Raw genomic sequence first — 19,216 nt, 5'->3', positions numbered from 1 at the left:
GGCCTCCTTGGAGGCCTGGGCGGCATGTTCCGCCGCTGAAAAACCGCAGAAAATCCCCACGGGGATTTTTTATAAACGACAAATTGTTTCAGGAGGTGTTGCAGAAATGGCAGTAAGAATTCGTCTTTCACGTCACGGCCGCAAAAAGGTTCCTTTCTATCGTCTCGTGGTGGCCGACTCCCACAGCCCCCGCGACGGCCGCTTCATCGAGGAGCTCGGCACGTACGATCCCATGAAGGATCCCGCCGAGATCAAGATCAACGAGGAGTCCGCCGTGAAGTGGCTCCGCAACGGCGCTCTTCCGTCCGACACGGCCCGCGCGCTTCTCAAGAAAGCCGGCGTCTGGGCCAAGTTCTCCGAGAAAGCCGAGTGATGCCGATGGATTACCAGGCTCTCGTCAAAACCATCGCCGTCTCGCTCGTGACCAAGCCCGAAGCGGTTGAAGTCAACGCCGAAAAGGACGCCGAAGGCGTCCTCCGCGTGCTGATCCACGTCGCCGAGGAAGACACCGGCCGCGTCATCGGCCGCCGCGGCGCCACCATCAACGCCATCCGTCAGATCGTCCGCGTCTCCTCCGTCAAGGGCGGAGACAGCGTCGAAGTCGACGTCGCCGAGACCGGCGACAGAAACGCCGACGCCGAATAGCGATGTCCGCCGCCGCCAGAGTCGTCGTCGGGCAGGTCCAGGGCACTCACGGCCTTCGCGGCGAGATCAAGATCCGCCCGCTCACCGATTTTCCCGAACGCTTTTTCGAAATGGAAAGTCTGAGCTTCTACCGCGACGGAAAGCACGCGGGAAGCTATCGCGTGACAGGCATGCGCGACGCGCTGACGCGCGGCTGCTTTCTGGCCGCGCTGGAAGGCGTCGAAACCATCGAGCAGGCCGAACTTCTGCGCGGCTGCTCCGTGGAGATCGCCCCGGACGAGCGCGTACCGCTGGCGCCGGGCGAGTTCTGGATCAGCGACCTGATCGGCCTTGAAGCGTGCGACGACCGGGGGAGTAAGCTCGGCGTCGTCAAAGACATCGTCGACAGCGGAGCTTCTCAGCTCGTCGTCGTCAGGGACGACGGCGGCAAGGACCACCTGATCCCCGCCGCGCCGGAGTTCCTCCTCGGCGCCGACCTAGAAGCGCGCCGCGTTACGCTCCGTCTGATCGAAGGATTGTGGGAGCTGTGAGAGTCACCGTCGTCACCGCGTTTCCCGACTTTCTCGACAGCTTCGCGCGCACCAGCATCGTCGGCCGCGCCGTGGAAAAAGGGCTGATCGACGTGGAGGTCGTGAACCTGCGCGACTTTGCGCAGGGCAATTACCGCCAGATCGACGATTACAGCTTCGGCGGCAAAGGCGGCATGACCCTCATGCCCGAAGTGCTGGAGCGGGCGCTGCATTCCGTCCGCGGCGAAGGGACGAAAGTCCTCTTCCCCACGCCCGTCGGCGCCGTGCTGACGCAGGACCTCGTCGAAGCGCTCGCGCGCGAGGAGCATCTGGCCATCTTCTGCGGCCATTACGAAGGGATGGACGAGCGCTTCGTCGAGAAGTACGTCGATCTGGAATACTCCATCGGCGATTACGTCCTCACCGGCGGCGAGATCCCCGCCATGACGCTGATCGACGCGCTCTCGCGCCTCGTCCCCGGCGTCGTCGGCAAAGAGCTCTCCGTCACCGACGACTCGTTCTACAACGGCATGCTCGACACGCCCCACTTCACCCGCCCCGCCGTCTGGCAGGGCATGGAAGTACCCGCCGCGCTCACGTCGGGCGACGACGCCCTGATCGAGAAATGGCGCCGGCGTGCCGCAGCCAGCCGCACGCTCTCGCGCCGTCCCGATCTGCTCGGGCGCGCCAACGTGATGGATTATCTGGAGGACGAAGTTTACCTCGGACTTTCAGTCGATCCCAACGCGCCGGGGCTCGCCCCTGAACTTGCGCAGATCGCCCAAACCGCAAAAGCCTACGGCCTCGCGCGCGTGATCGCCGTGCCGCAGGCTCGCGAAGACTTCGACGCGTTCCGCAACCAGCTTTCCGAAGTTCCCGAAATCAAGTGCGTCTCCTCCGTCAGCCGCATGGCGGAGTGGGCCGCGAGAAAAAAGCATGGCCCGCTTCTCGTCATCGCCGCAGAAACTCCTTCAGGCATCCCATGGATGGAGGCCAAACGGCAAATGGTTGAAGCGTCCGGCCCCGCGCTGATTCTGTTCGGTGCCGCACCGGCACAAGGCCACGTCATCGCCATGCGGCCCCAGGAGACTCCCGGTGGAGAACTGCCTCGCACCGCTCTGATCTCCGCTACGCTGGACCGATTTTTCGGTTCCAGATAAAACACCTGACAAACAGGGAGGTAATGCAGTATGGATCCCAGAGTAAAACTCGTTGAGCAGAAATACATGAAGCCGGAGGGCGAGATCCCCGCCTTCCGCGCCGGCGATACCGTGCGTGTTTCCGTCAAGGTCAAGGAAGGCGCCCGCGAGCGTCTTCAGGCCTTCGAAGGCATCGTCATCGCCCGCAAGCACGGCGGCATCGGCGAAAGCTTCACCGTCCGCAAGATCAGCAACGGCGTCGGCGTGGAGAGGATTTTCCCCCTTCACTGCCCCAGCGTCGCCCAGATCGAAGTCAAGCGCCTCGGCCGCGTCCGCCGCGCCAAGCTGTACTATCTGCGCAAGCTCAGCGGCAAGAGCGCCCGCATCAAAGAGCGCCGCGCTTAATTTCAGTCAACGAGACAGAGTCCTTTCAGCGGTCTTTGACCGTTCGAAAGGACTCTGTTTTTGTATCCGCGTCCGCCTGTTTCGTTCCTGCTCTTCATTTTTTATCCTAAAAACATAAGCCTCCCCCGTTTCTGTCCAAGGTTGGGAAAAGCGTCGGGACACAAAGTGCGGAATCCCGGCGAAAATATAGTCATTGGCACGTTCTTCGTGTATAATGTCGATGCAATTTAAATATTTTATGCACGCGCTACAGAGATCAGAGGAGGGAATATCATGCGCAAGTTTTTAACGACTCTCTTGTTGGCAGCCGCTCTCTGCTCGGCGGCATCAGCCTTCGCGGCCGCGCCGTTCCACATCGGCATCTGCACGGAAACCGTCTCGCAGGCGGAGGACAATCTGCGAGGCGCGGAAGAGCTGATCCGCCGCTACGGGGACGTCGCCGACGGCGGTTATATCAAGCACATCACGATCCCGGACAACTTCATGACCGAGATGGAAACGACCATCAGCCAGATCGCGTCGTTTGCCGATGATCCGCAAATGAAAGTCGTTGTCGTCGTAACCGCCGTCCCCGGCACGACAGAAGCTTTCCGGCGTATCCGTGAAAGACGCCCCGACATCCTGTTGTTTGCAGGGCGCCCCCAGGAAGACCCTGGAGTCATCGAAAGCGCATCCGACCTCGTCGTCGATGTCGACAACATCTCGCGGGGCTATCTGCTCATCTACGCCGCCAAAGAACTCGGCGCCACAGATTTCGTACACATCTCCTTCCCTCGTCATATGAGTTCGGAGATCATCCTGCGCCGCGCAAGAATCATGGAAGAAACCTGCAAAGACCTGGGGCTCAAATATCATTTCGAGACGGCGCCCGATCCTTTGAGCGACGTGGGCGTGGCCGGCGCACAGCAGTACATCCTCGAGCACGTTTCCACCTGGCTGGACCGTTACGGTACGAAGACCGGCTTCTACTGCACAAACGACGCTCATACCGAGCCGCTGCTGAAGCGAATCGTCGAGCTGGGGGGGATTTTCATCGAAAGCGGTTCGCCGCTGTGCGGCTATCCGGGCGCGTTGGGACTGGACCTGTCAAACGCAGCCGGCGACTTTCCAGCTATTCTGAAGAGCATCGAAACGGAAGTCCTCAGGCGTGGAGCCGCCGGACGCATCGGCGCCTGGACGTATTCGGCCGGCTTCGTCACCGTAGCGGCGCTGGCGGAATACGGCAAGCAGTGCGTTGAACGCCACGTCGCTCCTGCATCGTTCAGGCGTCATTTTGCGCCCAAAGATCTGTTCAGGATCTATAAAGCCAACACTTCCGGAGCCTCCTGGAACGGCTCCTTCTATCGGGACGCTCAGACCGGCTTGGAAAAGAAGAATCATCTTATGGTCTATCAGGACACCTACGTCTTCGGCAAAGGGTACATGGGCGTGACAGATTTGGTGATCCCTGAGAAATATTTCAGCATCAAATAACGCGAAATCCAACGGGACAATTCACCTGATTCATTCAATCTTCCTCCAAGGTTACTCTTATTTTAAGGAAGATTAAATATGAAGTCAGCCAGTATTTACAAGACTTTGCGGACTTTTTACCAACACAAAATGTCCATCCTCAAACTTGTTTGAAAAAAGATTAAACCTCTGTAACCCTTGATTTTACTTGGGGGTACAGAGGTTTTTATACTACTTCTCATTTAAAGCACTCAATAATCCATTGTCTTACGGTAATACTCCTTATGGTCTGAGCGGTAAGATTTCTGATTGTGTCACACAGACGCTCGACAACGTCCTCAAGCGTCGAAAAGATCTCATTATGAAAACCTCGGCAGTTCTTTCCAAATCTGCTCGATGGGATTCATTTCAGGGGTGTAGGGAGGAACGTAAAACAGGGTGATGTTGGCGGGGATCTCAAGCGTCCTGGACTTGTGCCAGGCGGCGCCGTCGCAGCAGAGCAGGATCCGATCTTCCCAAAATTTTTGCGAGAGTTCCCGCAGGAAGACATTCATACAATCGGTATCGCAGTTGGGCATGATCAGAAAGAGGCTTTCTCCCGTAAGCGGCTCTACGGCGCCGTAAGCATAGCGGTATTCGCGGATGTGAAGGCAGGGAACGTTCGGTCGAATACCTTCTGCACCAGCAGTATTTGGGCTCGGCGACCCGGCCGAAAGCGGCTTCGTCTTGGAACATCAGTCTGACTTTGCCTGATGTGGACAACTCTTTGAGTCTCTGGACGCAAGCGTTAATCTTTTTGAGGCTTCGATGACCTCGTCGCATGCTTTCCTGGGATGGCGGCTGCGCGGCATGACTTTTCTCCAGCCATGACGCTTCAGGACCGCGTAAATCTGAGTCGGAGCGATAGCATGTCCAACCGCGGTCTGATAGGCCTGGGCTATTTCCGCAACTGAAACGATTTCTCCTTTCCCGGCTTTCTCGAGATAAGGGGCAAGTACGGCTTCTTCCTGTTCACAGGTCATGTTCCGATGGTTGCCAAGGTAATGGCATTGCAGCATATACGAGAGGCCTCGATGGATAAACTGCGAGATGATCTTGCTGACGTTCGTGAAGTGGTATTCCGTGATTTCGCTGATTTCCTTCAGACTTTCCCATTCGGCGCGCAGGCTGAGAACTTTCAGTTTCATCTCGATCCTTTTGTTCCGGTTCTTCTTGCGCGCCAGTTCGATCTCGGCCTTTTGTTCTTGGGAGATCTCGTATTTGAACGCCATTTGCGGCCACCTCGAGCGCATTATAAACTATACCAGATTACTAGACAATCCTGTCAGACATAGTATCAAACGCTGCTATGGCGCCTCTTATCTTACTTCTGCTCCGCTTTCCACAGCGGCTCGTTCGTATTGTCTGGGTTGGGATATCCCTTCGTCTTGCCCGTCCTTTTGAGCACGTCGAGCTTTCACCCTTAGAACATACAGACACTCATCCCGGTAATCGTAGTTCAGCGGCAGAGCAGCGCATATGGCTCCCCATCGTCAACCATCACCATCTCCAGAATAAGCGTCTCGCGGAGAACCGATTTGGGTAAAGCGTTCAATACCGCCGGCAGAATCTCAAGTGCCGCGCAAGCAATTTCGTTCGGTTCCCCGAATCGCTTGTGCAGCGTGTAAATTATAAAACCGCAGACACGTTGACATAAATTTTTTATTCAGCTATTCTTCTGGCGGGAGTTGCCGGCAGCTCCTTATTACGAAAATAAGGAGCGCAATCTCATGAATCATGAAATATTCTCGGGAACGCATTACAATATTGGCCGTCAGTGGGGACAAAAAATAGCCCAACAGAACGTTTCACTCCTCTCTCAGATTCCCTTTCCGCTTTCCGAAGAAGCAGGAAACTTTGCTTCGGCCTGCCTGCCCGTTTATCAAAATTTTTTTCCGGAAATCCTCGATGAAATCCGAGGCGTCGCGGACGGGCAAGGCTGTTCCCCCGAAAAGCTGCGAACTCTTCTGTTCAGCCTCTATTCGATAGCGCCGGGCGCCAATTGTTCCTGCTTTGCGCTGTCGGGGAAAGGACAGATCCTGCTTGGCCGCAACAGCGATTTCTTCTTGGAGCTCAAAGAACGGAACATGAACGTCATTTACGACGTTCCCGCCGCCTCGCAGTTCACCGCGAACACGACCAGTTTTATACAGATGGAAGACGGCGTCAACCGTCACGGTCTTGCCGTTGGTCTTACCTCAGTTCTGCCGCGACGCATAAAACCGGGAATGAACGCGGGACTGCTGCTGCGCTTCTTTCTGGAAAAATGCCGTAACGTCGACGAGGTTATTCAGAGCATCGCCGAAATCCCCGTCAGCTCTTCACAAACCTTCACCGCCGCCGATCCGTCGGGCAGAATTGCTCTGATCGAATGCAGTTCCGAACACATTAGCGTCAGTTCCACTCCTCTACCGCAGGACTTTCTTTGCGCAGTCAACAGCTTTCATCTGACCACGATGGACAGCCGCCAGAAGGCCGCAGCCGAAGGGTGGTTCTCGGAACGCCGCTATCGAACGATGAGAGATTCCCTCATAAAGGGGCGCGTCGCCGACGCATCTTCCGCCCAAAAATTGTTGGGTGGCGAATACGGCTTTCTGTGTCAGTATCCCTCTAGTACAGGCAAGGATACTGTCTGGTCCGTCGTCTACGATCTCGCAAACAGAAAAATCTACCGCGCCGAAGGCAATCCGCAACGTTGTCCTTTCCGTCAAGACCAGCGATTCCCGTTCTGAAAAAAGAGTCGCAGCGATAAGACTTTAAAATGAAATACAAACCGAGAATGACTGCGGGGCACAGCAAACATTTTATATCCGCCGTACCCCGCAGTTAACGTATAGAGAGAAAAGACAAAGAAGACGCGACCGCCTTGAAACAACGACATCAAAAAACGCCCTCTCCGCATAACAGCGTCGTCAAGTTCTCTTTAATTTTAACAAAACGCTTTATAAAAAAATAACCGCTGGTTATTTTACACATTTACATTAAATAAAACGTGCCGTATAATAAAGTCCGAACACAAATAAAACATAATCATCATATGCTTCAAAACTTGGAGTATCACATATTAATGAGCTTTTTCAAGCAAGATGCTTCCAAAATCCTAAAAAGGACGTGGTGAAGAATGGGTATGGTAAAAAAGCTCGTAGGAACAGCGCTGTTTTTGAGTGTCATATGTCTGCCGGCTCACGCGATCAGGACGGAATACGTCGACGCCTATGCGGCGGAACCGGCGACCATCAACTGTCTCAAATCGAGCGCGACGCAAACCATGCGCATGGGCTACAACGTGCTGGATGGGCTCGTCGAATTCGACAACTACGCGGTGCTTCGCCCCTGCCTGGCCACAAGCTGGGAAGTTTCGGAAGACGGAACGACGTTCACCTTCCACCTTCGACGTAACGTCAAGTGGTACACTTGCGAAAAAGAAGAATACGGCGAAGTGACGGCTCATGATTTCGTTTCCGCCGCAAAGTGGGTTTTAACGAAGGCGAACGCTTCGACCATAGCCAACTCCATGTACAACAACATCGCCGGCGCCAAGGATTATTACCAGGGAACGTGCGCGGATTTCGCTACCGTAGGAATCAAGGCGTTAGACGATTACACGGTGCGGTATCAGTTCGTCAAAGCGCTGCCCTACGCTTTGAAGCTGTTCACGTTCCCGCTGTTCTTCCCCGCCAACGGTAAGTTCATCGAGGAATGCGGCGGCGAGTTCGGAACCAGCCACGATAAGCTGCTGTACTGCGGCGCGTATATTTTGACGGAATACGAACCCGAGTACGAGCACGTTCTGGAAGTGAACGAACACTATTGGAACCGCCAAGCGATGACCATTGAACGCATCATCGAAAAATACAACAAGGAAGCTTCGGCCAACGGGCCGGAACTTTTCCTGCGCGGCGAGATCACAACGCTGCTGCTGCCGGGAACGATCCTCGACGAGTGGATGAATGACCCGGTCAAGAAGACGATGATTCATCCGCACAATCATACGAACATGGCCTATTTCATGGCCTTTAACTTCGAGCCGAAATACGAAGAGGAATACGCTCCGCAGGACTGGCTTGAAGCGGTCAACAATCTGAATTTCCGCAAGTCGCTCTTCCACGGCTTTGACCGCGTCGCCGCTCTTATTACGATGTCTCCTTACGACTACAAGAAAAAAATGCTGAACACGTACAGCCGCCACGGCGTCGTGGGATACGACGGCGTGGATTACGTCATGATGGGGGGGCTGGCGAAATACACGCAGGGGGATTCTTTCGACAAAGAGAAGGCTCTGTCGTACAAGGCGAAGGCCATGGACGAGCTGAAGGGGAAGGTGACGTTCCCGATCAAAGTCGTGATGCCTTACAATACCGGCAACGTGGATAACGTCAATCGCGCGCAGGTCGAGGAGCAGCAGCTCGAAAATCTGCTCGGCCGCGATTATATCGATATCATTTTGGTTCCCTACGCGGCTTCAGGGTATTCGAGCGCGTCTCGGAACTCAGGCAAATTCTCCTTCACGGAATTGGGCTGGGGGCCCGACTTCGTCGATCCGCTCAGCAGTTTCGACCCGCTGATGAAATCGGCGCTGGCCGGCAAATGGAGCCGTCTCTACTTGGCCAGAGATTATGTGACGGCGGACGGACGCGGCCAGTTCGAAGCGATGGTGGACGAAGCCAATAAAGAAGTCAGGAATCTGAAAAAACGCTATGAAATGATGGCCCAAGCGGAGACCTTCCTGTTGGACAACGCCTTCGTCGTTCCTTTTTACATTTCCGGCGGCGGTTTCGAAGCCAGTTACGTAGACCCGTTCTCCGGCTATACGGGACAGTTCGGGCATTACAGCCTGCGCAAGGTCAAGGGAGCCGTCCTGCTCGACAAGCCCATGAATATGGAAGAATACGCGGAAGCGGAACAGGCGTGGCTCAAAAAACGCGCCGAAGAGTTGAAAGCGTCGCCGTATAAATAAGCGGCGTCCTAAAGTCCAAGAGATTTTTTGTCCAAAGATCAAATCTTGCGGCGCTCCGAAAAAGATTCGCAAAGCGGGTACGCAAACTGCACGGCAGCCGGAATACCCAACAGGCGACTTCCTCGGAGCGCCCTAATGCAATTCGTCGCTGATACGATCTCTTTTATAAAAGGTCGCGCAAGTTGCGATACAAGTTCTGTTAAAAACCGGCATAAAAACGTTCAATTTGTCAGGAGGGGGGATCGGCCCTGTTTCTCTATATTCTCAAGAGACTGCTTCAGGCGCTTTTGACGCTGTTCATCATCGCCACGGTAGTTTTTCTGCTGCTGCGTCTGATGCCCGAAGAGGGGTACTTCAACGCCGAGGAATACGACAAGCTGGACGCGATTCAGCGCGAAGCCATTCTGACGCAGATGGGGCTACGGGATCCCATCCACGTGCAGCTTACGAATTTTTACCGCAATCTGCTGCGCGGGGATCTGGGCAAATCAGTGGTTTTCAGGCCAGGCGTCCCGGTGATACGCGTGCTCAAACCCAAAGCCCCCTTCTCGATTTATTTCGGACTGAGTTCGGTGGCTTTGTCGCTGCTTATCGGCATTCCCATGGGCGTTTTCATGGCGCGCTTCAAGGGGAAGTTCTTCGACAATTTCGGCTCGTCCTATGTCGTTCTCATCAACGCCATTCCCGCAGCCGTCTACTATCTGTTCATTCAGCTCTATTTTTCGGCGATGCTGGAACTGCCGATGCTCTTCAACACACGTCAGCCGAAAAGCTGGATTCTGCCGACCATCAGCATGTCTCTGAGCGGCATCGCCTATTACGCCATGTGGATGCGACGCTATATGGTGGACGAACTGAACCGGGATTATGTAAAGCTGGCGCGCGCTAAAGGACTCAGCAGTTCGGCCATTATGTTCCGGCACATTCTCCGCAACGCCTTCGTCCCCATGGCGCAATATCTGCCTATGTCGATCCTGCTGACGATCTCCGGATCCATCTATGTGGAATCGCTCTTTTCCATCCCCGGCATGGGCGGATTGCTGGTCACGGCGATCCAGCGCCAGGATAATACGCTGGTGCAGGCGCTGGTGCTCATTTTTTCCTCGGTAGGAATCTTGGGGCTGCTTTTGGGCGACTTGCTCATGGCGCTCTGCGATCCCCGCATTAAATTGACGCGAAAGACGGCCGCACGATGAGCAAAAGAATCGAAAACCTCTGCGATCACATCGACGACACGGCGCGCGAAAAAGATCTTTTCTCCTTCGCGCAGTACGACGAAAACGCTTCGGAGCGCCGCGCCTACTCGAATTATTCATACTGGATTTCCACGTGGCGCGCGTTTACCAAAAAACGCGTGGCTATGGCGCTTCTTGCCTTCCTCGTTTGTCTGCTGACATTCACGTTGATACAGCCTTACCTTCCCTATCAGAAAAATCCCACGGAAATTTACCTCGCCAAAGATACGGGACGGCAAGATCGCAATCATCGGCCCGACGCCCAATTCTGGTTTGGCACGAATACGATCGGGCAGGATCTGTGGGCCCGTATCTGGAGCGGCACGCGCACGTCGCTGCTGATCGGTCTGGCCGTCGGCTTCTGGAACGCCCTGCTCGGCATCGTCGTAGGCTCGCTGTGGGGCTACGTGAGACGGCTAGACGCTTTGATCACGGAAATGTACAACGTGATCCGCAACATCCCCACTTCGATCGTTCTCATTCTGGCCTCGTATATCCTGCGTCCGAGCGTCATGACGATGATCATGGCAATGTGCATCACCGGCTGGCTGCCGATGGCGCGGTTTGTCCGCAACCAGATCGTCATCATCCGCGACCGAGAATACAATCTGGCCTCACGGTGTCTCGGCACTCCCACGCGGCGTCTTGTAGTCAAAAACCTGCTTCCCTATCTGATCTCGGTCATCATGCTGCGTATCGCTTTGGCCATTCCACAGGCGATCGGCATGGAAGTATTTCTGACCTATATCGGCCTCGGACTGCCGGTAAGCATACCTTCTCTGGGAAACCTGATTAATGAAGGACGCATCGTCATGATGAGCCCTTTCACCCGCTATCAGCTGATTTTCCCTTCCATTGTCCTGTCGGCGATCACCGTTTCCTTCTACGTGATGGGCAACGCCTTCGCCGACGCGGCCGATCCCAAGAACCACGTGTAAAAGGGGGCTCGCTTATGGACTACGCAAACGCCCAAACAATTCTTTCCATCCGGGACGAAGTCGTCAAGTTTCGTCTGCGCGGATACGAACTCACCGCGATTCGCGGCATCTCCATGGATCTGTATAAAGGCGAGAGCCTGGCTATCGTTGGCGAATCCGGCAGCGGCAAAACAGTTTTCACAAAGAGTTTTATGGGACTGCTCGAGGGCAACGGCTGGATCGACAGCGGTTCGATCATGTACAAAGGCCGCGACCTTGCCCATCTGAGAACCGAAAAGGAATGGCTGAAAATACGCGGACACGAAATATCCATGGTCTTTCAAGATCCGATGACCAGTCTCAATCCGCTGAAAACGATCGGCCGCCAGATCCAGGAAACCGTCGAACTGCATCAAGGTCTGAAACGCCGCGCCGCCCGCGAAAAAACACTGGAGATTTTGCTGGACGTGGGCATCTCCGCCCCGGAAAAGCGGTACAAACAATATCCGCACGAATTTTCAGGCGGCATGAGGCAGCGCGTAGTTATCGCAATCGCCATAGCCTGCCTCCCCAATGTGCTAATCTGCGACGAGCCAACGACGGCGCTCGACGTGACGATTCAGGCGCAAATTTTGAAACTCCTCCGCAGCCTGCAGGGAAAGTACGCTCTAACGATCATTTACATCACCCACGACCTCGGCGTCGTCGCCAATGTAGCCGACCGCATTGCCGTGATGTATGCGGGCGACATTGTGGAAGAGGGACTGAGCGAAGAAATATTTTACGACCCCCGTCACCCCTATACCTGGGCGTTGCTTTCGTCGCTGCCGCAGCTGGGCGTCAAGGGCGAAGACCTATATTCCATCAAAGGCGCGCCGCCCAGCCTGTTCTCGGAAATCCGCGGAGACGCTTTCGCGCCGCGCAATCCTCAAGCCCTCAAGATCGACTTCGAACAACGGCCGCCGTTTTTCGAAGTATCTCCCACGCACCACGCGCGCACTTGGCTGCTGGATCCGCGCGCGCCCAGAGTCGATCCTCCGGAAGCTATCCGACGTCTGCGTTCGCGCTGGAAGGAGACCGCCCATGACTGACCTCCGCGAAAAACTGCTTGAAGTGAAAAACCTCAGCGTAAGTTTCGGTTCCGGCAAACGCGCCTTTACAGCCGTCCGCGACGTCAACTTTCACATTTTCAAGGGAGAAACCTTCGGATTGGCAGGAGAATCCGGCAGCGGCAAAACAACGATCGGCAGAGCCGTGATCCGTATCAACGAAATCAGCGGCGGCGAAATTTTACTGCATGGCGAACGCATCAGCGGGCGCATCCCAAAAGCTCTGGATCGAAAAGTCGTCCGCTCGATCCAAATGATCTTTCAAGACCCTATGGCTTCCCTGAACGAACGGGCAAAGGTCGAATATATCGTTTCCGAAGGATTGCTCAGCCAGGGAATGGCTTACAACAACCCCGCCCGCCGCGAACTCGTAGCGCAAGCGCTTCTTGACGTCGGGCTGCTGCCTGAATTCGCCAGCCGCTTTCCGCACGAATTTTCAGGCGGCCAACGGCAGCGTATCGGCATCGCCCGCGCCCTGATCATGAACCCAGAATTGATCGTCGCGGACGAACCGATCTCCGCACTCGACGTCTCCATCCGCGCCCAGGTTTTGAACCTTCTCGCCAAATTGCAACGCGAACGCGGACTGACCTACCTGTTCATCGCCCACGATCTCTCAGTCATGCGTTTTTTCACGGATCGTTTGGCAATCATCCATCGCGGCAAAATCGTAGAAATGGCGGAAACGGAACAGATCTTCGCCCATCCGCTGCATCCTTACACGCAAGCCCTGCTTTCCGCGATTCCCCAGCCGGATCCGCTGACGGAACGCCGCCGCAAAATCCTCGTTTACGACCCCGCCCGTCATCGCTATGAAAGCGATCCCCCGCAGTGGTTCGAACTCGAGAGCGGTCATTTCGTTTTTGCGAACGAAGAAGAGCGCGCAAACTGCCAGTCGCATTTAAAACGTGAAAGCTTCTGATACTACTTCTCATACTATTTCTTAATTAAAAGGCCAAATGCAAGGGGGGTTGCGGGGGAGTTCGGTCGAGATGTTCCGCGTGACTGAACTCCCTCTTTTACGCTTCGCTCTCTGAGTGTCTGCAGCGTTTCCGTCACGCCGGGAAAGACATCGGCCGGCGTGAGCCGATGCAGCTGTTCCACGTAATAGTCGTTCTTCTGCCTGGCAAGGACTGACTTTTGCTCCGCCGTATAGGCGACGCCGCTGTCTTCCAGAAGGATATCTAGCGCATCCATGCGGCCGATGCCCCGCAGACGGCGGTTTTTCTCACGATCAAAGGGCAGATGCAGCTCACACGCCAGCCGCGACCACGCCCTGAAGTGATATTCGTCCGTGGAACAGAGCACGCCGTCCAAATCAAAAATAACCGCTTGCAGCAAATGTCTCCTCCATCTTCCAGACTGTCTGGATCCAACACACGCCGCAGATTAAAAGTGCAGGCTGCCTTCGCAGATGTACTCGCCGGATTGACGGTCAAAAAGCAAAATGTTGCTGCCCTTGAAGCAAACCGAAGTGCGCGCGCCGATCGAGATCACGCCGCTGCCGAAGATCACGCCGGTCAGCAGGAAATCGTCGACGCGCACCTTAATGGTGGACTCCATGCCGGTGGGCATGACTCCGTAAATGCGGCCCTCCAGCGCGCCGCTTTCCGCCAATTCCAGAAACTCGGGGCGGACAGCAATAATCACGTCCTCGTCGGTCAGCGCGGACAGATCGGTCGGAGAATCGTCTTCACCGCTGGCGCGGTCGATATGGTAGAGAAATCTCTCGTCTTTGTTTGACTTTTCCACAGAGCCGCTCTCCCGCGCCCTCTGGCTGCATTCCTCGGCGGCTTCGGCGGCGCGGCGATCGCGCTGAGCTGCCCACGCAGCCAGATCCACAGGACTCGCCGGCACAAACTCGGCGCGGCGGCCTCCGAGTGCGGTCAGGGCGATGGAGCCGTCCGGCTGCTGCTTGGCCTTAGCTTCGACAAAGTTGATAGGCGGATTGCCCACAAAGTCCGCGACAAAGAGATTTTTCGGATGATGATAGACTGTCAGCGGCGCATCATACTGCTGCAGGACGCCGTTGGACATCAGGCAGATCTGCGTGGCCAGCGTCATGGCCTCCATCTGATCGTGAGTGACGTAAACAAAGGTAGATCCGGTCTCCAGATGCAGGCGCTGCAGCTCGTAGCGCATCTCCAGACGCAACTTGGCGTCCAGATTCGACAGCGGCTCGTCCATCAACAGCACATCCGGCTCCGGCGCAAGGGTGCGGGCAATAGCCACGCGCTGCTGCTGGCCCCCGGACAGCTCGGCGGGGTAACGGTCCATGAATATGCCGATTTTGACAATGCGGCTGACGCGGCGCACGGTCAGGTCGATTTCCTCCTGAGTCAGCCGACGCACTCTTTTCATCACGGCGCCGTCTCTGACGACGCGGAATTCCGCGTCCAGCTCAGCGCCGGCAGCCTGTGCGGAATGTTTGGCATTCTCGACTTTGCGGCGCAGCGAGGCAACTTCCGCTCCCATATCAGCTTCTTTTTCCAAATGATAGCTGAAAAGCTTCTTGGCAGTGTACTGCGAAATCGTATAGGCATCGATGAGCTTGAGCGTGGCTCTCTTTTCATCCAGCGCCCTCTCTTTCGTGAGGCACTCGCCCAAGACCTTGCGCACATCTTCGGCATTCTCCAGCAGCTCGGCCAGACGGGCGGCATTTTTCGCCTCGAAATCGATTTCCGGCAAAGCCTCTTTGATATTCGTCAGACCGAAGGAGATATTCTGATACACCGTCATGTTGGGCCAGAGCGCGTAGTTCTGAAACAGGAAACCGACTTTGCGCTTGTTGGGAGGCACGTTGATGCCCAGCGAGGAATCAAAAACGACCCGATCGCCGATGGTGATCCGTCCGACAGTCGGCGTTTCCAAGCCCGCGATCATGCGCAAGACAGTGGTTTTGCCGCAGCCGGAAGGGCCAAGCGTGGTCACGAAGGCGTTGTCTTGAATGGTGAGGCTCAGATCTTCCACCGCATAGAATTTGCCCCAGCGCTTTGTGATATGTTCCAATTTGATTTCAGGCATGGCTTTTATCCTCCGATTCCTTTATCCAGGCTCGCTCCGGTGATCTTGTTGACAAGCGTGTTGCAGACCAGGATGGTGATGATCAGAATAAGGTTGATGCCGCTGGAAAAAGCGTACAGTCCCATCTCGTCAAAGTAATCCAGCGTGGTCGAGAGGATGAATCCCTGTGTGCACAGCAGCATGAACAGCGACAGCTCGCGCAGGCAGGTCATGAACGGCAGCAGATAGCCGCTGATGATGGACGACTTTTGAATAGGGATGATGATCTCCGTCATGCGCTTGAGCCAAGGAACGTTCTGAATGACGGCGGCCTCCTCGATCTCGCCGGAAAGCTGCAACATCGAATTCAGAGCGGAACGGCTGGCAAAAGGAATGTACTTGACCGTGCCCACGACGATAAGCACCGTGTAGGTGTTGAACAGATTGATCCGGTCCGTCGAGAACAGAACGAAATAGGCCACTCCCACGGCAATGGACGGCATCAGATACGGCAGGAACGCCACGGAATTGACGTAATTGGCGAAACGGTTCCTGCGGTTTTTGGAGACGGCATAACCGATCATGGTGCCGACAGTTCCGGCAATCAGCGCGCAGCACACGGAAACCCACAGAGTGCCGCCAAAGGCGCGCCAAATGGTCGCGTTGTAGAGCATGCCCTTTTGGCCGTACATGCCGCTTTCGGTGACATTTTCGCTGATCGTCCACCACTTCGTGGTCAGATTGGCGATATTGCCGGTGTAGAGGAAGGAATAATCGCCGGGGTTGGGCAGAAACGTCTCAAAAGCAAAGGAAATGATCGGGAACACGCTGGTGAAAAACGTCAGGACGACCAGAAACAGAGCAATGGCATACTTGCCCCCGCTGCCAAGGCTGAGCTTGGAAATCTGACCGGATTTTCCGGTGACTGTGGTGTAATTCTTGCGGCTGCGCAGAGATAGCTCGTTGAGCAGCATGATCGCCACGCCGAACACCATCATAATGATGGCGAGGATGCTTGCTTCGCCGGTATATTTGGAGTTCATCGAGACATACTTGGTAGACAGGGTGGTAAATTTCAAATAATGGGGCACGGGATAGGAGCCCATCGCGCTTCCAAATACCAGCAAAACGGTGGACAGAATCGCCGGCTTCACCATCGGCAGCGTAATGCGCAGCATTGTCTTGCAGCGCGGCGTGTCAAGGATCGTGGCAGCCTCCTCCAGATTCGCGTCCATGTTGCGGAAAATGGCGCCAATCAGGATACAGGCGAACGCCGCATAGTGCAGCCCCAGCACCATGACGCTCGGGAAAAGCCCCTGACACCACCAGATCGGCATCCGGATGCCGAACAGCGAGGCGAGAAGCCCGTTCGACGTGCCGGTAACGGCGTTGGAATTGAATAGATTCTGCCACACCACAGCCAGCGTCCACTGGGGCATGATGTAAGGGAAGATAAAGACAGAGCTGAGATATTTTTTCCAGGCCAAATTGGTCCGCGTCAGCAGGAAGGCAAAAACTCCGCCGTAGAAGATGGACACAAAACAGGTGCCGACGGCCAGCTTGACCGTGTTGAGAAGCGGAATCCAAAGATTGTTCTTCGCCAGTCGGCTGGTAAACAGATCGATGTAATTAATGGCGCTGTAGCCGCTCGCCTGTTTGCTCAGATAGGCGTCTATGGTACCGGGATGAATCTTAAAGGTGTCCTCCACAATGGCAACGATCGGCGCCACGGTAGAAAACGTCAGCACAATGCCCAAGAGTACCAGAATGACATTGTAAGGCCTCGAAAAAAAGGTTTTGAGACTGTTTCGCAGAACCATTTTTCTTGAGATGCCAAAGGAACTGCTCATGGCGGGCTCCTCTCTAAAAAACAGCGTCCCCGGAGCGCATCGAATCACTCGGGGGACGCATCTGGGACGTCGCTTATGCGCGCCAGCCGGAACTCAGCTTATTTTGCGCCGGAAGCGTATTTGGTCAGCGTCTCAATCCAACTGCCCACGGTGAAAGCGACGCTCGCGCAGTACTCGGGATCTTCGATGACCAGCTTGCCGTCATTGATCCACCACTCGTAGCCGCGGTCGTTCTTCGCCGGATACTCCGTGGGATCGTCCTTCGTGGCGGCGCCGCCGTTTTTATGGTTGTAGATGGCCTCATTCTTGGCCAGGACCACGGGATTTGCGGAATAACCGCCCATATCCTTGCCCCAGGCGGAGAATCCGTCGGTCGTGCAGGTCATGTACGCGATGAAGGCGCAGGCCGTCCAAGGCAGCGGACTGTTGTCGGTGACAAACAGGTAATGGCAGTAACCGTAGCCGCCCATGCCGGCGTAGCCGTCCTGATACGCCGCGATCTTGATGTTGTTCTTCGATACGGCATCGGACTCCTTGACGGAACGAATTTTGGAGTACACCAGCAGGCCGAACTTATTCACCGCGGACGAATCCACCAGGATATTGCAGATGGGACCGTCGTCGGTTTGGGCGTTGTAGCTTTCCACCCAGAGTTTGATCCATGCCAGAGCGTATTTACCATTCTCACCCAGCCCCAGATCGGCGGCCTCGGAAGCCATTGCGTTGATGGTGGGCATGAAGTACGCCCGCTCGTCGGCGCTCAGCGCTTCGAAGGCATCCTTCAAAACCGTGGCATAGTCCTCGCGGGTCAGCATATACAGGAAGTTCTTGCCCACGATCTCGGAGTCGATATCCATGTAGAGACCATGCTCATCCTTGGCGACAAAGTCCCAGCAATTGTCGTAGACCTTGTTTTTGTTAACGCAGTTGTACATAAAGACCTTGTTCAGCGTCTGCAGAGGCAGGTAGGCAGGATACGCGTCGGCAGCGAGACCGTTGGCTTCCGCCCATTCCTTGGGAATAAAGGTGTCGAGGATTCCCGTCCTCACCATCTTGCTCTCGATCTGATTGCCATCCTGAATCAGCGTCATGGCAAAGGTGCCGCTGCTCTTCAGAGAGTCGGCCGTAAGCTGATCAAAAATCTTGTTGTTCTTGGGCTGCTGCCACTCAAAATCCAATTTGTACTCGGGATTGATGGACTGGAGATACTTGATGAACAGAGGCAACGCGCTCTTGCCGCGGCTAGAGTTGCCCACGCCGTAGAACATCTTGCCATTGGACTCTTCAATGGCTTTTTTGGCCAGTTCCTCCATGGACATCCCCTCGGCCTGCTTAATGATACTCTGCACGGCGGAACTCTTCCCCGAAGTCTTGGCGCTGCCGCAAGCGGTCACGGAAAGCATCATTACTGCTGACAAAACCAGACATACAGACTTTTTCATCGTACTTTTCCTCCCATCAGATTTTTGAAACTTTGGAGCTGCCAATAATCATATTGTAGCAAGTGTTCCGTCAAATGAATAGAGGAGAATTATACTTTCTTTTAGCGTTTTTAATCTTAATTCCACCGCAATTTTAATACTGTTTCTTAATTAAAAGGCCGAAAGCAAGGCTATGAGCGGAACGAAATGGTATCGAATGTCATTAAAAATAGTACTATAGTTTCGAGACTGCCTCTTTAAAATTCTCATTTGTGAAGCCCTGAGATCTATTTTCCTCTCAAGAGGGCGAAAGAAAGCCAAAGAGGACAAGAGAAACATCACAAGGCCGAAGAGCGAGCAGAGTTTATAAAAAGGCCGGCCAGCGGCGGGAAGGATTTTCCGCAGCGGGCCGGCGATTTTTGAGCGAAGATTTTTAAGCGAAGATTTTTGAGCGGAGAAAGGAAGAAAAAAAGAGAAGAAGGAAGAAGTAAAGAAAAAGAAGGAAGAAGAAGGAAGAAAAAAACAGAGACACAGG

The 19,216-nt window shown here is 54.9% G+C and carries 18 protein-coding genes and 1 pseudogene; 12 read left to right on the top strand and 7 right to left on the bottom strand.

What is annotated here, in order from left to right; genetic code table 11:
* Window positions 1–106: 106 nt before the first annotated feature.
* The 6 genes from rpsP (at window position 107) to HMPREF7215_RS00120 (ending at window position 4,171) form a co-directional block, all read left to right on the top strand.
* Entirely contained in the window at window positions 107–373 is a 267-nt protein-coding gene (gene rpsP, locus HMPREF7215_RS00145) for a 30S ribosomal protein S16 (protein ID WP_009163513.1), read from the top strand.
* A complete protein-coding gene (locus HMPREF7215_RS00140) occupies window positions 373–645 on the top strand; it encodes a KH domain-containing protein (RefSeq protein ID WP_009163512.1) in 273 nt (90 codons plus the stop codon). Before rpsP ends, HMPREF7215_RS00140 begins: the two co-directional genes overlap by 1 nt.
* A 2-nt stretch (window positions 646–647) precedes the next feature.
* A complete protein-coding gene (gene rimM / locus HMPREF7215_RS00135; protein ID WP_009163511.1) occupies window positions 648–1,175 on the top strand; it encodes a ribosome maturation factor RimM in 528 nt (175 codons plus the stop codon).
* Complete coding sequence (gene trmD / locus HMPREF7215_RS00130) at window positions 1,172–2,314, top strand: tRNA (guanosine(37)-N1)-methyltransferase TrmD (protein WP_009163510.1); 1,143 nt, start codon at window positions 1,172–1,174, stop codon at window positions 2,312–2,314. Before rimM ends, trmD begins: the two co-directional genes overlap by 4 nt.
* A gap of 30 nt (window positions 2,315–2,344) precedes the next feature.
* A complete protein-coding gene (gene rplS, locus HMPREF7215_RS00125; RefSeq protein ID WP_009163509.1) occupies window positions 2,345–2,698 on the top strand; it encodes a 50S ribosomal protein L19 in 354 nt (117 codons plus the stop codon).
* 273 nt (window positions 2,699–2,971) lie between these two features.
* Complete coding sequence (locus tag HMPREF7215_RS00120; RefSeq protein ID WP_009163507.1) at window positions 2,972–4,171, top strand: DUF3798 domain-containing protein; 1,200 nt, start codon at window positions 2,972–2,974, stop codon at window positions 4,169–4,171.
* 338 nt (window positions 4,172–4,509) lie between these two features.
* Here the strand turns inward: HMPREF7215_RS00120 and HMPREF7215_RS12650 are convergent.
* Window positions 4,510–4,830: pseudogene (locus HMPREF7215_RS12650) on the bottom strand (transposase); the annotation flags it as partial.
* 54 nt (window positions 4,831–4,884) lie between these two features.
* Complete coding sequence (locus tag HMPREF7215_RS12645) at window positions 4,885–5,421, bottom strand: helix-turn-helix domain-containing protein (RefSeq protein ID WP_009163505.1); 537 nt, start codon at window positions 5,419–5,421, stop codon at window positions 4,885–4,887.
* Between the two features lie 456 nt (window positions 5,422–5,877).
* Here HMPREF7215_RS12645 and HMPREF7215_RS00105 point away from each other — a divergent pair, with 456 nt between their 5' ends.
* The 6 genes from HMPREF7215_RS00105 (at window position 5,878) to HMPREF7215_RS00080 (ending at window position 13,329) form a co-directional block, all read left to right on the top strand.
* Window positions 5,878–6,921 (top strand): C45 family autoproteolytic acyltransferase/hydolase, encoded by a 1,044-nt coding sequence (locus HMPREF7215_RS00105; protein ID WP_009163504.1) that lies wholly within the window; start codon window positions 5,878–5,880, stop codon window positions 6,919–6,921.
* A gap of 389 nt (window positions 6,922–7,310) precedes the next feature.
* Window positions 7,311–9,146: a peptide ABC transporter substrate-binding protein gene (locus HMPREF7215_RS00100; protein ID WP_083798197.1), complete on the top strand. Its 1,836-nt coding sequence runs from the start codon at window positions 7,311–7,313 to the stop codon at window positions 9,144–9,146.
* 224 nt (window positions 9,147–9,370) lie between these two features.
* Entirely contained in the window at window positions 9,371–10,342 is a 972-nt protein-coding gene (locus HMPREF7215_RS00095) for an ABC transporter permease (protein ID WP_308559863.1), read from the top strand.
* Window positions 10,339–11,319: an ABC transporter permease gene (locus HMPREF7215_RS00090; protein ID WP_009163501.1), complete on the top strand. Its 981-nt coding sequence runs from the start codon at window positions 10,339–10,341 to the stop codon at window positions 11,317–11,319. Before HMPREF7215_RS00095 ends, HMPREF7215_RS00090 begins: the two co-directional genes overlap by 4 nt.
* Before the next feature lie 14 nt (window positions 11,320–11,333).
* Window positions 11,334–12,389 (top strand): ABC transporter ATP-binding protein, encoded by a 1,056-nt coding sequence (locus HMPREF7215_RS00085; RefSeq protein WP_009163500.1) that lies wholly within the window; start codon window positions 11,334–11,336, stop codon window positions 12,387–12,389.
* Window positions 12,382–13,329, top strand: a complete 948-nt coding sequence (locus HMPREF7215_RS00080) for an ATP-binding cassette domain-containing protein (protein WP_009163499.1) — start codon at window positions 12,382–12,384, stop codon at window positions 13,327–13,329. The genes HMPREF7215_RS00085 and HMPREF7215_RS00080 overlap by 8 nt, the downstream gene beginning before the upstream one ends.
* A 14-nt stretch (window positions 13,330–13,343) precedes the next feature.
* On the opposite strand, the gene HMPREF7215_RS00075 is transcribed toward HMPREF7215_RS00080, so the two are convergent.
* The 5 genes from HMPREF7215_RS00075 to HMPREF7215_RS13745 all read right to left on the bottom strand — a co-directional run.
* Window positions 13,344–13,748 carry an HAD family hydrolase gene (locus HMPREF7215_RS00075; protein ID WP_009163498.1) on the bottom strand — a complete coding sequence of 135 codons (405 nt, stop codon included), beginning with the start codon at window positions 13,746–13,748 and terminating at the stop codon, window positions 13,344–13,346.
* Window positions 13,749–13,796: 48 nt separating this feature from the next.
* Entirely contained in the window at window positions 13,797–15,431 is a 1,635-nt protein-coding gene (locus HMPREF7215_RS00070) for an ABC transporter ATP-binding protein (protein ID WP_009163497.1), read from the bottom strand.
* 5 nt (window positions 15,432–15,436) lie between these two features.
* Window positions 15,437–17,260 (bottom strand): ABC transporter permease, encoded by a 1,824-nt coding sequence (locus HMPREF7215_RS00065; RefSeq protein WP_009163496.1) that lies wholly within the window; start codon window positions 17,258–17,260, stop codon window positions 15,437–15,439.
* 98 nt (window positions 17,261–17,358) lie between these two features.
* Entirely contained in the window at window positions 17,359–18,702 is a 1,344-nt protein-coding gene (locus HMPREF7215_RS00060; protein ID WP_009163495.1) for a hypothetical protein, read from the bottom strand.
* A gap of 317 nt (window positions 18,703–19,019) precedes the next feature.
* A partial coding sequence (locus HMPREF7215_RS13745; protein WP_232205492.1) for a hypothetical protein occupies window positions 19,020–19,216 on the bottom strand: 197 nt, incomplete at its 5' end.

The organism is Pyramidobacter piscolens W5455 (genome assembly GCF_000177335.1).
In the GTDB taxonomy this organism is placed as follows: domain Bacteria; phylum Synergistota; class Synergistia; order Synergistales; family Dethiosulfovibrionaceae; genus Pyramidobacter; species Pyramidobacter piscolens.
This window is presented reverse-complemented; position numbering and strand designations above follow the sequence as displayed.

Bases quoted from the DNA above. Each gene is read 5' to 3' on its own strand.
- rpsP (WP_009163513.1), top strand. From the start codon at position 107: ATGGCAGTAAGAATTCGTCTTTCACGTCACGGCCGCAAAAAGGTTCCT.
- HMPREF7215_RS00140 (WP_009163512.1), top strand. From the start codon at position 373: ATGCCGATGGATTACCAGGCTCTCGTCAAAACCATCGCCGTCTCGCTC.
- rimM (WP_009163511.1), top strand. From the start codon at position 648: ATGTCCGCCGCCGCCAGAGTCGTCGTCGGGCAGGTCCAGGGCACTCAC.
- rplS (WP_009163509.1), top strand. From the start codon at position 2,345: ATGGATCCCAGAGTAAAACTCGTTGAGCAGAAATACATGAAGCCGGAG.
- HMPREF7215_RS00120 (WP_009163507.1), top strand. From the start codon at position 2,972: ATGCGCAAGTTTTTAACGACTCTCTTGTTGGCAGCCGCTCTCTGCTCG.
- HMPREF7215_RS12645 (WP_009163505.1), bottom strand. From the start codon at position 5,421: ATGGCGTTCAAATACGAGATCTCCCAAGAACAAAAGGCCGAGATCGAA.
- HMPREF7215_RS00100 (WP_083798197.1), top strand. From the start codon at position 7,311: ATGGGTATGGTAAAAAAGCTCGTAGGAACAGCGCTGTTTTTGAGTGTC.
- HMPREF7215_RS00090 (WP_009163501.1), top strand. From the start codon at position 10,339: ATGAGCAAAAGAATCGAAAACCTCTGCGATCACATCGACGACACGGCG.
- HMPREF7215_RS00085 (WP_009163500.1), top strand. From the start codon at position 11,334: ATGGACTACGCAAACGCCCAAACAATTCTTTCCATCCGGGACGAAGTC.
- HMPREF7215_RS00080 (WP_009163499.1), top strand. From the start codon at position 12,382: ATGACTGACCTCCGCGAAAAACTGCTTGAAGTGAAAAACCTCAGCGTA.
- HMPREF7215_RS00070 (WP_009163497.1), bottom strand. From the start codon at position 15,431: ATGCCTGAAATCAAATTGGAACATATCACAAAGCGCTGGGGCAAATTC.
- HMPREF7215_RS00065 (WP_009163496.1), bottom strand. From the start codon at position 17,260: ATGAGCAGTTCCTTTGGCATCTCAAGAAAAATGGTTCTGCGAAACAGT.
- HMPREF7215_RS00060 (WP_009163495.1), bottom strand. From the start codon at position 18,702: ATGAAAAAGTCTGTATGTCTGGTTTTGTCAGCAGTAATGATGCTTTCC.